Origin of the sequence: Enterobacter sp. 296B2, assembly GCF_034106185.1 — a bacterium.
Taxonomy (GTDB): domain Bacteria; phylum Pseudomonadota; class Gammaproteobacteria; order Enterobacterales; family Enterobacteriaceae; genus Enterobacter; species Enterobacter cloacae_N.
In genome coordinates this window covers 195783-208999 of sequence record NZ_JAWNCA010000004.1, presented here as the reverse complement: position 1 = coordinate 208999, position 13217 = coordinate 195783, and the positions used below count along the sequence as shown (strand labels likewise).

The 13217-nt window shown below is 57.2% G+C and carries 15 protein-coding genes and 1 tRNA gene; 8 read left to right on the top strand and 8 right to left on the bottom strand.

What is annotated here, in order from left to right; genetic code table 11:
• Nucleotides 1–4 precede the first annotated feature (4 nt).
• The 6 genes from URZ40_RS04980 to URZ40_RS04955 all read left to right on the top strand — a co-directional run bounded on the left by URZ40_RS04980 (nt 5) and on the right by URZ40_RS04955 (nt 4622).
• On the top strand, nt 5–307 hold the full coding sequence (locus URZ40_RS04980; protein WP_316379902.1) for a phage tail assembly protein: 303 nt from the start codon (nt 5–7) through the stop codon (nt 305–307).
• Between the two features lie 32 nt (nt 308–339).
• On the top strand, nt 340–459 hold the full coding sequence (locus URZ40_RS04975; RefSeq protein WP_041908052.1) for a GpE family phage tail protein: 120 nt from the start codon (nt 340–342) through the stop codon (nt 457–459).
• Complete coding sequence (locus URZ40_RS04970) at nt 452–2734, top strand: phage tail tape measure protein (protein ID WP_316379903.1); 2283 nt, start codon at nt 452–454, stop codon at nt 2732–2734. The genes URZ40_RS04975 and URZ40_RS04970 overlap by 8 nt, the downstream gene beginning before the upstream one ends.
• 11 nt (nt 2735–2745) lie before the next feature.
• A complete protein-coding gene (locus URZ40_RS04965) occupies nt 2746–3210 on the top strand; it encodes a phage tail protein (RefSeq protein ID WP_320719920.1) in 465 nt (154 codons plus the stop codon).
• Nucleotides 3207–4355 carry a phage late control D family protein gene (locus URZ40_RS04960; protein ID WP_320719919.1) on the top strand — a complete coding sequence of 383 codons (1149 nt, stop codon included), beginning with the start codon at nt 3207–3209 and terminating at the stop codon, nt 4353–4355. The genes URZ40_RS04965 and URZ40_RS04960 overlap by 4 nt, the downstream gene beginning before the upstream one ends.
• Nucleotides 4356–4421: 66 nt before the next feature.
• Nucleotides 4422–4622 carry an ogr/Delta-like zinc finger family protein gene (locus tag URZ40_RS04955; RefSeq protein ID WP_316379906.1) on the top strand — a complete coding sequence of 67 codons (201 nt, stop codon included), beginning with the start codon at nt 4422–4424 and terminating at the stop codon, nt 4620–4622.
• 83 nt (nt 4623–4705) lie between these two features.
• Here the strand turns inward: URZ40_RS04955 and URZ40_RS04950 are convergent.
• A tRNA-Ile gene (locus URZ40_RS04950) sits at nt 4706–4781 on the bottom strand.
• Between the two features lie 124 nt (nt 4782–4905).
• Here URZ40_RS04950 and mug point away from each other — a divergent pair.
• Nucleotides 4906–5412, top strand: coding sequence for a G/U mismatch-specific DNA glycosylase (mug, locus tag URZ40_RS04945; RefSeq protein WP_316379907.1), 507 nt, complete (start codon nt 4906–4908; stop codon nt 5410–5412).
• Between the two features lie 102 nt (nt 5413–5514).
• Here the strand turns inward: mug and rpoD are convergent, their stop codons facing one another.
• The 3 genes from rpoD to rpsU form a co-directional block, all read right to left on the bottom strand.
• A complete protein-coding gene (gene rpoD, locus URZ40_RS04940) occupies nt 5515–7359 on the bottom strand; it encodes an RNA polymerase sigma factor RpoD (protein ID WP_028014473.1) in 1845 nt (614 codons plus the stop codon).
• A 165-nt stretch (nt 7360–7524) separates the two neighbouring features.
• Nucleotides 7525–9270 (bottom strand): DNA primase, encoded by a 1746-nt coding sequence (gene dnaG, locus URZ40_RS04935; RefSeq protein WP_192982747.1) that lies wholly within the window; start codon nt 9268–9270, stop codon nt 7525–7527.
• A 115-nt stretch (nt 9271–9385) separates the two neighbouring features.
• The gene (rpsU, locus tag URZ40_RS04930; protein ID WP_001144069.1) at nt 9386–9601 is read right to left on the bottom strand and encodes a 30S ribosomal protein S21; all 216 of its coding nucleotides are present in this window, start codon (nt 9599–9601) and stop codon (nt 9386–9388) included.
• A gap of 236 nt (nt 9602–9837) precedes the next feature.
• Between rpsU and tsaD the strand changes: the two genes are divergently transcribed.
• Nucleotides 9838–10851, top strand: coding sequence for a tRNA (adenosine(37)-N6)-threonylcarbamoyltransferase complex transferase subunit TsaD (gene tsaD, locus URZ40_RS04925; protein ID WP_024906472.1), 1014 nt, complete (start codon nt 9838–9840; stop codon nt 10849–10851).
• A 48-nt stretch (nt 10852–10899) separates the two neighbouring features.
• Here the strand turns inward: tsaD and ureG are convergent, their stop codons facing one another.
• The 4 genes from ureG to ureE are packed head-to-tail and all read right to left on the bottom strand — an operon-like array spanning nt 10900 to nt 13214.
• A complete protein-coding gene (gene ureG, locus URZ40_RS04920) occupies nt 10900–11517 on the bottom strand; it encodes an urease accessory protein UreG (RefSeq protein ID WP_320719917.1) in 618 nt (205 codons plus the stop codon).
• 9 nt (nt 11518–11526) lie between these two features.
• On the bottom strand, nt 11527–12201 hold the full coding sequence (locus URZ40_RS04915) for an urease accessory protein UreF (RefSeq protein ID WP_320719916.1): 675 nt from the start codon (nt 12199–12201) through the stop codon (nt 11527–11529).
• Nucleotides 12201–12740, bottom strand: coding sequence for a HupE/UreJ family protein (locus URZ40_RS04910; RefSeq protein WP_320719915.1), 540 nt, complete (start codon nt 12738–12740; stop codon nt 12201–12203). Before URZ40_RS04910 ends, URZ40_RS04915 begins: the two co-directional genes overlap by 1 nt.
• A gap of 9 nt (nt 12741–12749) precedes the next feature.
• Nucleotides 12750–13214 (bottom strand): urease accessory protein UreE, encoded by a 465-nt coding sequence (gene ureE, locus URZ40_RS04905; protein WP_116342125.1) that lies wholly within the window; start codon nt 13212–13214, stop codon nt 12750–12752.
• Nucleotides 13215–13217 lie beyond the last annotated feature (3 nt).

Here is a 13217-nt window from a genome sequence, read left to right as displayed (position 1 = left end):
CGAAATGGAAAATATCAACGAGATCGCCATGAACGAAAACCTACATATCGTCACGCTTGATAGCCCCGTTCAGCGCGGTGAGCAAAAAATTGAAAAGGTGACCGTTTCAAAACCGAATGCCGGGACCCTGCGAGGTGTATCGCTGGCGTCGCTGGCGCAATCTGACGTGGATGCGCTGATCAAGGTGCTGCCGCGAATGACCTCGCCAGCCCTGACCGAGCACGAGGTTGCGCGCCTGGATGCCTGCGATCTGCTCTCTTTTGCAGGCAAGGTGATCGGTTTTTTGTCACCGGCTTCGGCTCGCTGAAATTTCCTGAAAATCTATCGGTCGACGATCTGATGGCGGATATCGCGGTGATCTTTCACTGGCCGCCGTCAGAGCTGTACACCCTGAGCGTGACCGAACTCCTCTTATGGCGCGAAAAAGCGCTGCAGCGAAGCGGAAACCACCATGAGTAATAATGTCAGACTTCAGGAGCTGCTTAAGGCCGTTGACCGGGCAACCCGACCGCTTAACGCTCTCCATAACGCCAGCCTCACTCTCGCGAACGATATCCGCGATGCGCAGGCGGCGCTCGGGGCGTTCGATGAGCAGGCGGGGCGTATTAACGGCTTCAGGAAAGCAAACGGCCAGCTCGCCATGACGGAGCAGTCCCTTGCTCAGGCGAAACAGCAGGCCGCAGCGCTGGCGGTGCAGTTTAAAAACACGCAAAACCCCACCCAGGCACAGGCTGATGCGCTGTCCGCGGCCCGAAAATCGGCAGCCGATCTTAAGCTTGAGTACAACAGCTTACGCTATTCGGTACAGCGTCAGCGTGCTGAGCTCGCGCGGGCGGGGATAAACACGCGCACGCTCTCATCGGACGAGCGTCGTCTACGAACCAACATCGGCGAGAAAACGCAGCAGCTTAACCGGCAGCGGGATGCGCTGGCCCGCGTCAACCAGCAGCAGGAGCGGCTGAGTACCGTTCAGAACCGCTACGAGTCAGGCAAGCGCGCTGTCGCGCGGGTGCAGCAGCTGGCTAATGCGGGCGTGGGTATGGCAAAAGCGGGCTTTGACCAGACGTCCCGCTTTATGGCGCCTGGCATCAGCTTTGAAAAGCAGATGTCTGCCATTCAGGCAAACCTTGGTCTGGCGAAGGGGGATTCCCGGCTTGAGGCCATTCGCCAGCAGGCGCGGGAGGTCAGTGCCAGCACCGGAGTACCTGCAGATACGGTCCTCCGGGCACAAACCGAACTGACTCGTTCAGGCTATGATGCCGATGGGCTGCTTACGGCCACCGCGCCAACGGTCAACCTCAGCCTGGCGGGGAGTGTCGACGCGGCTAAAGCGGCCGATATTATCAGCAGCACGCAGGCCGCGTACAGCCTGGCCGATGCGGACGCGGGACGCATCGCAGATGTGCTTACGCGCGGTTCTACCTCTTCAAATACCAGCCTCGCTGAGATGGCGGCGGCCCTGAACGCCGCTGCGCCAGCTGCGGACGCCGCCGGTATGGGGCTTGAAGAGACAACGGCGCAGCTTGGCGTTTTGGCGGAAAAGGGGATGTACGGTGCTGCCGCCGGGGACGCGCTCAGCGCGATGTTGCGCCAGGTTCAGACTCCGGGTGCCATAAAAGCCGCGGGGGCGCTGGCTTCCGCTGCGGGTGATGGATCGCTTGATGAAAAACGCCGGCAGTTGCAGGGGGCAAAGGGCAGTACCGCGCTCGCGGCTTCCGTGCAGACCGATAATCTTGACGGTGATATCAACCGATTCCAGGCCGCGTGGAACGGGTTGAAGATTGATGTATTTGATAAAGCGGATGGCGCTCTGCGCAACCTGATAACAACCGCAACCGGCTGGCTCAGCACGGCCTCCCTTTGGGTGAATGCCAACCCTGAGCTGACGCAGACCCTCGCCAGCATTGTTGTCGGTGCGCAGGCGTTTGCTGGCGTACTGGGCGGCGTAGGAACGGTTATCGCCCCGGTTCTGACGGGCGTCAATATGGTTATTACCGCGGCCGGGATGTTGGGAACGGTATTCAGCGTGGTGGGCGGCGCCATCATGACGGTACTGGGTGCCCTTAGCTGGCCGGTGATTGCCCTGAGCGCGGCGATTGCTGCCGGTGCGTTACTGATTTTTAAATACTGGGAGCCCATCAGCGCCTTCTTTGGCGGGGTGATGGAAGGGCTTTCGACGGCCTTCGCACCGCTGGGGGCGCTGTTCTCACCGGTGATAACGGTATTTGATGCTATCTCGGAGAAGCTGGGCGGTATCTGGCAATGGTTCACCGACTTGATTACGCCTATCAAGGCGACGCAGGAAACGTTGGATGGCTGTAAAAATGCTGGCGTGATATTTGGGCAGGCGCTGGGCGATGCGTTAATGGCACCGCTTGATCTCTTTAACAGCCTGAGCGGCAAGGCCAGCTGGCTGCTGGAGAAGCTCGGTCTTATCAAAAACGAGTCGGGCGATCTCGACGCCGCTGCGGCAAAAGCAGAAGCGGCATCCTCCTCTCCTGCGGGCAGCTCTTATATTCCGGGTACGGGGACCTATGGCGGCTATCAGGGGTATCAGCCAACCATCGCCACAGGGGGACGCTCTTACGTCGATCAGAGTAAAAGCGAGTACAACATCACGCTGCAGGGGGGCACGGCCTCCGGAACGGATCTGACGCGTCAAATCCGGGAGGCAATAGAAAACAGTGAACGTGATAAAGCGAGACGGCAGCAATCCAGCTTTTTGTATGGTTGAGGAGAGAGAAAATGTTAATGGTGCTGGGTCTGTTTGTCTTTGAACGACGAACCTTACCGTATCAGACAATGCAGTTTACAAAGGACTACCGCTGGGCGTCCAACGTTCGCATCGGGAAGCCCAAAGCCTGGCAATATCTTGGCGAAGGTGAGACATCCTTTAACCTCACCGGAGTACTTTACCCGGAGCTCACGGGAGGGCGGCTTTCTCTTAAGGCGGTTGAGCTGATGGCGAATGAAGGACGGGCCTGGCCGTTGATAGATGGTACCGGCGTCATTCACGGCATGTTTATCATTGAGAAAGTCACGCATACGCATTCGGATTTCTACAGCGATGGTACCGCGCGAAAAATTGAATTTTCCCTTTCGCTGAAACGCGTGGACGAATCGCTGATGAAGATGTTTGGCGATCTGAGAACGCAGGCTGAAGAGCTGGTGACGAGCGCACGTAATAGCATTGGAGGGCTGGTGGGATGATCGCCGAGATGAATATCCGGGCGGGCGGCAAAATCGCCCCTGATTTTATGCTTAAGCTTGACGATCGTGATATCACACAAAATTTCAGCCACCGCCTTATCAGTTTATCCATGACCGACAAACGTGGGCTGGAAGCCGATCAGCTGGATATTCAACTGGATGATTCCGACGGGCTGCTGGACTTGCCAGCCCGGGGGGCAAGGCTCTCCTTATGGCTGGGATGGGAGGGAACCCCGCTCGAGGAGAAAGGGGACTTTACGATAGATGCGATTGAATTCCGTGGCGCGCCGGACACGCTGACCATCCGGGGATGCAGCGCTGATTTTCGTGGAAAGCTAAACGTGCGGCGCGAACAGTCGTGGCATGACACGACGATTGGCGCGATAGTCGATACCATCGCTCAGCGTAACCAGTTGACCGCCAGCGTCGCGGCGGGGCTTGCATCCATCGCCATCTCTCATATTGACCAGTCTCAGGAGACTGACGCGGCGTTTCTCTCTCGCCTTGCCGAACGTAATGGTGCATTTGTTTCAATCAAAGCCGGGAAGATTATCTTTATGAAAGCGGGCCAGGCCGTGACGGCCAGCGGCACCCCGCTTTCCTTAATGGTGATTGAGCGTGGGGATGGCGATAAGCACCTTTTTTCCGTAGCTGACCGTGAAAATTATTCCGGCGTAACGGCCAAATGGCTGCAAACGCGCGATCCCAAACAACAAAATCCTCAATTGAGTATTTCTCGTCAGCCCGGAGGACAGCCGGCAGAAGCACTGCAGCACCCGGATGCCGCTGCGCCGGGAGCCGGTGGCGCGGAGCAGAAGCCGCAAGAGAGGCTGGTGGGATCGGCGGAGAACGTGTTTGAGCTCACTACGGTATATGCCTCTGAAGAGCAGGCGCTCAGGGCTGCGGAGGCGAAGTGGCGCGCGCTTCAGCGGGGAACCGTGAAGTTTTCCATCCAGCTTGCGCTGGGACGCGCCGATCTGTTCCCTGAAACGCCGGTGCGGGTAAACGGTTTTAAACGCGTCATTGACGAGCAGGCGTGGATCATCAGCGAGGTGGTTCATACCCTGAGCGGGAGTGGATTTACCACGCAGCTGAACCTTGAGCTGAACGTCATCGACGAAAAATTTTCTGTGGATAGTGAGTAATGCAGTTGCTATTGGTTTTATTTTGGGTATTATTGATTCACAAATAGTGAATCAAACGGAGGGTATATGTTTCATTGTCCTAAGTGCAAGCATTCTGCGCATGCGCGTACCAGTCGCTACTTAAGTGAAAACACCAAAGAGCGCTATCATCAGTGCACCAATGTGGACTGCAGCTGTACGTTCGTGACGATGGAATCCGTGGAGCGTCTGATTGCAACTCCTGGCGCCTCTGAACGTGTCCGAATGGCTTCGATGAGCCACGGTTAACGGCGGTACCACCGGCTCATAAAAAACCAATAAAAAAGCCACTCAATCGAGTGGCTTAATTCTATGATTCTACAGCTAAAATTTGGTGGCCCCTGCTGGACTTGAACCAGCGACCAAGCGATTATGAGTCGCCTGCTCTAACCACTGAGCTAAGGGGCCGTGGCGGTGAATTATAAAGTAACTCCCCGCAGCAATCCAGCCATTCACACCTGCCTGCTGTTTTTATAAACAACGCATTATCAATCCTTTATACTTCCATAACGACGTATCAGTGGGAGTAAAGATGATCAACGACATTCTGGCCCCTGGCCTGCGGGTGGTATTTTGCGGAATCAACCCGGGAAAGTCCTCGGCGCACACCGGCTTTCACTTTGCCCACCCGGGAAATCGCTTCTGGAAGGTGATCTACCAGGCCGGGTTTACCGACAGGTTACTCAAGCCGGAAGAGGAGCTGCATTTGCTGGATACGCGCTGCGGAATTACCATGTTGGTCGAGCGGCCGACGGTACAGGCAAGCGAGGTCAACCTGCATGAACTGCGCAGCGGCGGGCGGGAGCTGGTGAAGAAGATTGAAGACTACCAGCCGGCCGCGCTGGCGATCCTCGGCAAGCAGGCCTACGAGCAGGCGTTTAGCCAGCGTGGAACGAAGTGGGGCAAGCAGAGCATCATGATTGGCGTTACGCAGGTGTGGGTGCTGCCGAACCCGAGCGGGCTCAACAGGGCGACGCTGGATAAGCTGGTGGAGGCGTATCGGGAACTGGATGAGGCACTGATGGTGCGGGGGCTTTAGCTCCTCTGCGGCCTGATACTCTCACCCTGGCCCTCTCCCACGGGGAGAGGGAATAAACAAAAAAAAGCTCCCGATTGGGAGCTTTTTCACTGTCAGGACAGATTAGTCGTCCAGGAAGCTACGCAGCACTTCAGAGCGGCTTGGATGACGCAGCTTACGCAGCGCCTTCGCTTCGATCTGACGGATACGTTCGCGGGTAACGTCGAACTGTTTACCCACTTCTTCCAGCGTGTGGTCGGTATTCATATCGATGCCGAAACGCATACGCAGAACTTTTGCTTCACGGGCGGTCAGGCCAGCCAGAACGTCGTGCGTCGCGGCACGCAGGCTCTCGGTGGTCGCAGAGTCCAGCGGCAGCTCGAGGGTGGTATCCTCGATGAAATCACCCAGATGCGAATCTTCATCGTCACCGATTGGCGTTTCCATGGAGATTGGCTCTTTGGCGATCTTCAGCACTTTACGGATCTTGTCTTCCGGCATCAGCATGCGCTCGGCCAGCTCTTCCGGCGTCGGCTCGCGGCCCATCTCCTGCAGCATCTGACGGGAGATACGGTTGAGCTTGTTGATGGTCTCAATCATATGCACCGGAATACGGATGGTGCGCGCCTGGTCTGCGATAGAGCGGGTAATCGCCTGACGGATCCACCATGTCGCGTAAGTAGAGAACTTGTAACCACGACGGTATTCAAACTTATCTACCGCTTTCATCAGACCGATGTTGCCTTCCTGAATCAGATCCAGGAACTGCAGACCGCGGTTGGTATATTTCTTGGCGATAGAGATAACCAGACGTAAGTTCGCCTCAACCATCTCTTTCTTGGCCCGGCGGGCTTTCGCTTCACCGATGGACATGCGACGGTTGATGTCTTTAACCTGCTCGATGGTCAAGCCGGTCTCTTCTTCAATCTGCTGCAGCTTCTGCAGACCACGATAAACATCGTCCTTCACGTCGTGCAGTTTTTCAGACCACGGCTTGTTCATCGCGATAGCCGCGTTGAACCAGGTTTCGCTGGTTTCGTTGCCGGTGAAGAGGGTGATGAAGTTCTTCTTCGGCATTTTGCACTGCTCAACGCACAGCTTCATGATGATGCGTTCCTGGGTACGTACGCGATCCATCATCACGCGCATGCTGTTAACCAGGTAGTCGAACTGTTTTGGCACCAGGCGGAACTGTTTGAATACTTCAGACAGCTTCAGGATCTCTTCCTGAGCGGCGGCATGGCTGCGGCCTTTCGCTTTGATGGTGTCACGCGTCACTTCGTACTGGGTGCGCAGCTCGGCAAACTTCTCACGCGCCAGTTCCGGGTCGATGCTGTTGTCATCGTCCGCGCTGTCGTCGTCTTCTTCCTCATCTTCGTCTTCGTCGTCATCCATCTCTTCCTGAGACAGTTCAGAACCGACATGAGTGGCGGTAGGCGCCATATCTTCTTCAGCGTTCGGGTCGACAAAACCGGTGATCAGGTCAGACAGGCGCGCTTCTTCCGCTTCAACGCGATCGTACTGCTCCAGCAGATAGGTGATCGCTTCCGGGTATTCGGCAACAGAGCACTGTACCTGGTTGATCCCGTCTTCGATGCGTTTTGCGATGTCAATTTCGCCTTCGCGGGTCAACAGTTCAACGGTACCCATTTCGCGCATGTACATGCGGACCGGGTCAGTGGTACGCCCGATTTCAGATTCCACGCTGGACAGTACCTGTGCAGCAGCTTCTTCCGCATCTTCGTCAGTGTTGTTGGAGGTTTCAGCCAGCAACAGATCATCGGCATCCGGTGCTTCTTCCATCACCTGAATGCCCATGTCATTGATCATTTGGATGATGTCTTCGATCTGGTCTGAATCGACGATATCTTCCGGCAGATGGTCATTGACCTCGGCATAGGTCAGATAGCCTTGCTCCTTACCGCGTTGGACAAGAAGTTTCAGCTGTGACTGCGGGTTTTGCTCCATAAGACGGTATCCACACTTAATTCGTTTGATTGGTGTCGGCGATGGGGCTGCCAACCTTTAAAGCGAGGGCGTACTTATATTTTTGCCGCTGCCTCTCAGTGCGGCTGCCGGGGGCTTCCCGATCGATATTCGGCACTTAAGCCGTTAAATACTGTTGTCTTTGACTTATTTCTTCGCCAGTTCCTGGTTAATCATCCAGAGCTCCCGGCGTTCTTCGCTGCTTAAGCCGTGCGTGCGCTCGCGAGCTATCAACTCTTCCTGGCGCAGCTCAAGCATCGAATCAAACATATGGTTGAGCGAGTCGGTGAACGTTTTTTCTGCAATATCCTTATCTGCTATATCGTCCCACATCGACAATTTTTCAAGGGTAGCGGCCTCTTTTGTGCCGCGATAATGTTCTAAAAGTTGTCCGGTGGTCAGACCTGGTTGAGACAAACACGTGTTGACCAGTTCTGAAAATAAGCCAAGCCCGGGCAATTTTTCGTGGTTCAAACCCGCCAGCGACGGCACCTGCGGCGCGAGCTCGGGGTTTTGTACCAGCAACCCTATCAGTATACGCATGGTTGTGCGTTTTAGCTGAGGCGCGGGGCGAACCGTGCCGTTTTCAGCCTGTTTAGGCATTAAACGTTCAAGCTGGCTGTCATCCAGAATGCCGAGCTTGTTGCCTAACTCCTGACGCAGATAGATGCGCAGCGTTTCGCCGGGCACCTGGCTGATTAACGGCAGCGCCAGCGTACTGAGCTGCGCGCGCCCGTCAGGGGTACTCAAATCAACCTGCGGCATCAGGCTGTTAAACAAAAACGTGGAGAGCGGCTGAGCCTGCTCCATCCGCGCTTCAAACGCCGCTTTGCCCTCTTTACGCACCAGCGTATCCGGGTCTTCACCGTCGGGCAGGAACATAAAGCGTAGCTGACGCCCGTCGGTCATATACGGCAGCGCGGTTTCCAGCGCTCGCCAGGCGGCGTCGCGTCCAGCGCGGTCACCGTCGTAACAGCAGATGACGTTGTTGGTCACCCTGAACAGCAGTTGAATATGATCGGCGGTGGTGGACGTACCTAGCGACGCAACCGCGTAGTTGATGTCGTACTGCGCCAGCGCAACGACGTCCATATAGCCTTCGACGACCAGAAGACGCTGAGGTTCCGCGTTATCCTGCTGCGCCTCATAAAGACCGTAAAGCTGACGGCCCTTATGGAAAATATCGGTTTCCGGAGAGTTGAGGTATTTCGGCAGGGCATCACCCAGCACGCGACCACCAAAACCAATCACCCGGCCACGCTTGTCGCGGATCGGGAACATTACCCGTTCACGGAAGCGGTCGTAGCTTCGTCCCTGGTCGTTGGTGACCAGCATGCCTGCGTCGATGAGAGATTTACGATCTTCGCTATTGCCGCCAAAACGCTTTAACACGTTGTCCCAGCCGGGCGGGGCGTAACCAATAGCGAAACGCGCAATCACATCGTCGCTCAGTCCGCGCTTGTTCAGATACTGACGCGCAGGCTCAGCCGCAGAGTGCTTAAGAGACTGTTGGTAAAACGAATTCAGGCCATCCATCAGTTGATACAGCGTTTGCCGTTGATGGCGCTCGATCTGACTTGGCCCACTGCCTGCTTCATACGGCACTTCAAGGTTATGCATCGCCGCCAGCTCTTCGACGGTTTCAACGAACTCGAGCTTGTCGTAGTTCATTAAAAAATCGACGGCATTACCGTGTGCGCCACAGCCGAAGCAATGGTAAAACTGCTTTTCACCGTTTACGGTGAAGGAGGGGGTTTTTTCGTTATGGAACGGACAGCACGCATGGTAGTTCTTGCCCTGCTTTTTCAGCTTTACCCGCGCGTCGATGAGATCGACGATGTCGGTTCTGGCGAGCAGGTCATTGATGAAAACGCGTGGGATTCTTCCGGCCATATGCCCCAAAAATTTAAGCGACTTATAAACGAAAACAAGCCGCGCATTCCTTCCGGAAGCACGGCCTTACGACTACTACTCTGTCTGTCAATTGAGGGCGTTGACCCTCAAGAGATTAGTACAGACGAGTACGGCGTGCGTTTTCGCGAGCCAGTTTCTTCGCGTGACGTTTCACAGCGGAAGCTTTAGCGCGCTTACGTTCGGTCGTTGGTTTTTCATAAAACTCACGACGACGAACTTCAGCCAGAACACCTGCTTTCTCGCATGAACGTTTGAAGCGACGCAGTGCTACGTCGAACGGCTCGTTTTCACGTACTTTAATTACCGGCATGTAACTCTCACCTTTAATAAATTCGGTTTGCCGCTGGCATCAACGCCAGCTTATTTCAAAATGGTGCGGAATTTTACTGCAAATGCTGCTGCTTTGTAAAGCACCGATGCGATTTTGAAAGGGACTTTAATAAGGGTGAAGAGTATACACGAGCCTTCCTCCTGGGGCGAACAAAGTTTTACATCAACCCGCCCAGGCTCTACACTGCGCGGTATTGAAACGAGGTAAAACAAGTCATGCGTGTACTGGGTATTGAAACATCCTGCGATGAAACCGGCATCGCCATTTACGACGACGAAAAAGGGCTTCTGGCCAACCAGCTGTATAGTCAGGTGAAATTGCACGCTGACTACGGCGGCGTCGTGCCGGAACTGGCCTCTCGTGACCACGTGCGTAAAACGGTTCCCCTGATTCAGGCGGCGCTGAAAGAGGCCGGATTAAGCTCAACCGATATTGACGCCGTGGCCTATACCGCGGGGCCGGGCCTGGTCGGCGCGCTGCTGGTTGGCGCGACGGTTGGCCGGTCGCTGGCCTTCGCGTGGGATGTTCCGGCCATTCCGGTTCACCATATGGAAGGGCACCTTCTGGCACCTATGCTGGAAGAAAATCCGCCTGAATTCCCGTTTGTGGCGCTGCTGGTCTCGGGTGGGCATACCCAACTGATTAGCGTAACGGGCATTGGCAAGTACGAGCTGCTGGGCGAGTCGATCGACGATGCCGCCGGTGAAGCCTTCGACAAAACCGCCAAGCTGCTGGGTCTCGATTACCCGGGCGGCCCGATGCTCTCGAAAATGGCGTCACAGGGAACGGAAGGGCGCTTTGTCTTCCCGCGTCCGATGACCGACCGTCCGGGGCTGGATTTCAGCTTCTCCGGGCTGAAAACCTTCGCGGCGAATACCATCCGCAACAACGACGACAGCGAGCAGACCCGCGCCGATATCGCCCGCGCGTTTGAAGATGCGGTGGTGGACACGCTGATGATCAAGTGCAAGCGCGCGCTGGATCAGACCGGCTTTAAGCGTCTGGTAATGGCGGGCGGCGTCAGCGCCAACCGCACGCTGCGCGCGAAGCTCGCCGAGATGATGCAAAAGCGCCGCGGGGAAGTGTTCTATGCGCGTCCGGAATTCTGTACCGATAACGGCGCGATGATCGCTTACGCCGGAATGGTGCGCCTGAATGCGGGGGCAACGTCCGACCTGAGCGTGTCCGTGCGTCCGCGCTGGCCGCTGGCGGAACTGCCGGAGGCGTAATCCCCCTCACCCTGACCCTCTCCCCACAGGGGAGAGGGAAATTTACGACTACACCCGCAGCATCCCTTTCTCTTCCAGAAACGCAATAATCGTCGCTAAACCGTCTCCCGCTTTAAGATTGGTAAACGTCCAGGGACGCTCGCCGCGCATGCGGTTAGTATCGCGCTCCATCACCTCCAGCGACGCCCCCACGAACGGCGCGAGGTCGGTTTTGTTGATCACCAAAAAGTCGGATTTGGTGATCCCCGGTCCGCCCTTGCGCGGAATTTTTTCCCCTTCGGCAACGTCGATCACATAGATGGTCAGATCCGCCAGCTCCGGGCTGAAGGTGGCGCTCAGATTATCGCCGCCGCTTTCAACGAAGATCAGATCCAGATTGCCGAACTTCTCGCTCAACGCTTCCACCGCCGCCAGGTTCATTGAGGCATCTTCGCGGATGGCAGTATGCGGACAGCCGCCCGTCTCTACGCCCACGATGCGCTCCGGCTCCAGCGCGCCCGCCTCGGTGAGGATGCGCTGATCCTCTTTGGTGTAGATATCGTTGGTCACCACCGCCAGGTGATACGTGTCGCGCATTGCCTTGCAGAGCGCTTCCAGCAGCGCGGTTTTTCCCGACCCTACCGGGCCACCCACGCCCACGCGCAGGGGATGTTTGTAATCAGCCATGTTGACTCCTCAGGAACGGAATAGTCGTGAATATTGGGTTTCGTGGCGCGCGGAGGCGATGGCGGAGAGCGGCGTTGCTGCCCCCAGTGCGTCGTCGCGACGTAAAAATGCCTGTTCAAAACCAGCGGCGTAGTGGTCGCTCAGCTCGATAATCAGCTGCTGCGCGGCCTGCTGTCCGAAGGGAACCAGCTTGACGCCCGCCATCACCGCGCTCTCAATCCAGCTGTAGCCGAGGCTCAGCGACAGCTCATGCGCGCCAATGCCCCAGCGAACGCCAAGCCACGCCATGCCGCAGAGCTGGCTCTGCGCAAACAGCGACAGCCACTCTGCCGGGCAGTCCGGCTCCCAGCTTTTAACCAGCCGGGTAAAGGCCGCCCCGCGGTTGCGCTCCTCTTCGCGCAGCTCGCGCGTTTCCCGGCAGGCGAGAAGGTATGCCGTCCAGCGTTTTGCACTTGTAAGATCGCTACGCTCACAGGCCTGATAAAGACGGATAAACAGCGGCAGATCGACGCAGAAAAAGTTCTGCTCCATCTGCTGAATTTGCCAGCATTTAAAGGCCCCGGCGTCGGTTACCCAGCCCGCCTCAACGGACCACTCCAGCCCCTGCGACCAGGTAAACGACCCGACCGGCAGGCTGCTGCTGGAGAGCTGCATCAGGCGCAGCCTCTGGCGGGCATGCTCCATCAGCTCATCAGCGCCAGCAGGGCGGAGACGATCAGCCCGCCGCCGAAGGTTTTACGCAGGCCGTCGTGACGGCGAAGCAGCAGCCCTGCGGCGAAACTGGCGCACAGCACCGTGGCGCTGGCGAACATAAAGCCGCTGGTGAAGAGCCAGAAGTTGTGGCCGGACATCTCCACGCCGTGCGCCCAGCCGTGGAACATCGCCAGGGCAGGCACCGCCAGCAGCAGACGGTTTTCAGTTTTAAACATCATCACGCCGGATACCGCCAGCGAGGCGATAATCAGCATCTCCATGCCGCTGAAGCCGCCGAGCAGGCTGCCCGCAATGGCGCCAACGAGCATCATGCCGAGGGTGGCAAACGGCAGCAGGAGTTTGCGGCCGCTCAGCGCCGAGAGCACGCCGGCGCCTGCCAGCATCAGCAGGTGATCGAGCCCGGTTAGCGGGTGGAGAAAGCCGGCCTGAAAGCTGTCGGCACCGTGGCCGGGATGGGCGAGCGCCGGTACGGAAACGGCCAGCAGAAACAGCGGTAAATACTTGCGCATGAGGAGTCCTTAATGTGAATGAGCGTGAGAATGGCTGTGGCTGTGGGCATCGCTGGCGTACGCGCCCGCTTCCGGTTCAAATGGCAGGCTGGCGTAGGTAACGTCCAGCCCGAACTGGCGCAGCATGTTGTCGAGAACGTGGTCGTGGTGATAGCGAAGCTCGCCGGGCATGACCTGCAGCGGCACGTGGCGGTTGCCCAGGTGGTAGCAGGCGCGGGCCAGCAGGAACGGGTCGGCGCAGCGCACCACGGAGACGGACTCAGCCGCTGCGATCACTTCGATCACCTCACTGCCGTCGTCGGTGGTCAGCAGGTCGCCCCCGCGCAGCAGCAGGCCGCGCGGCAGCATCAGCCCGGCTTCGCGGCCGTCGTTCAGCGACACGCGTGCACGGCTTTTCACCCGCACGTCAATCGGCAGCGTGACGCTGGCGGTGATCGGGTGCGCATGGTCCAGACGTTGGGTTAAATAGATCATCAT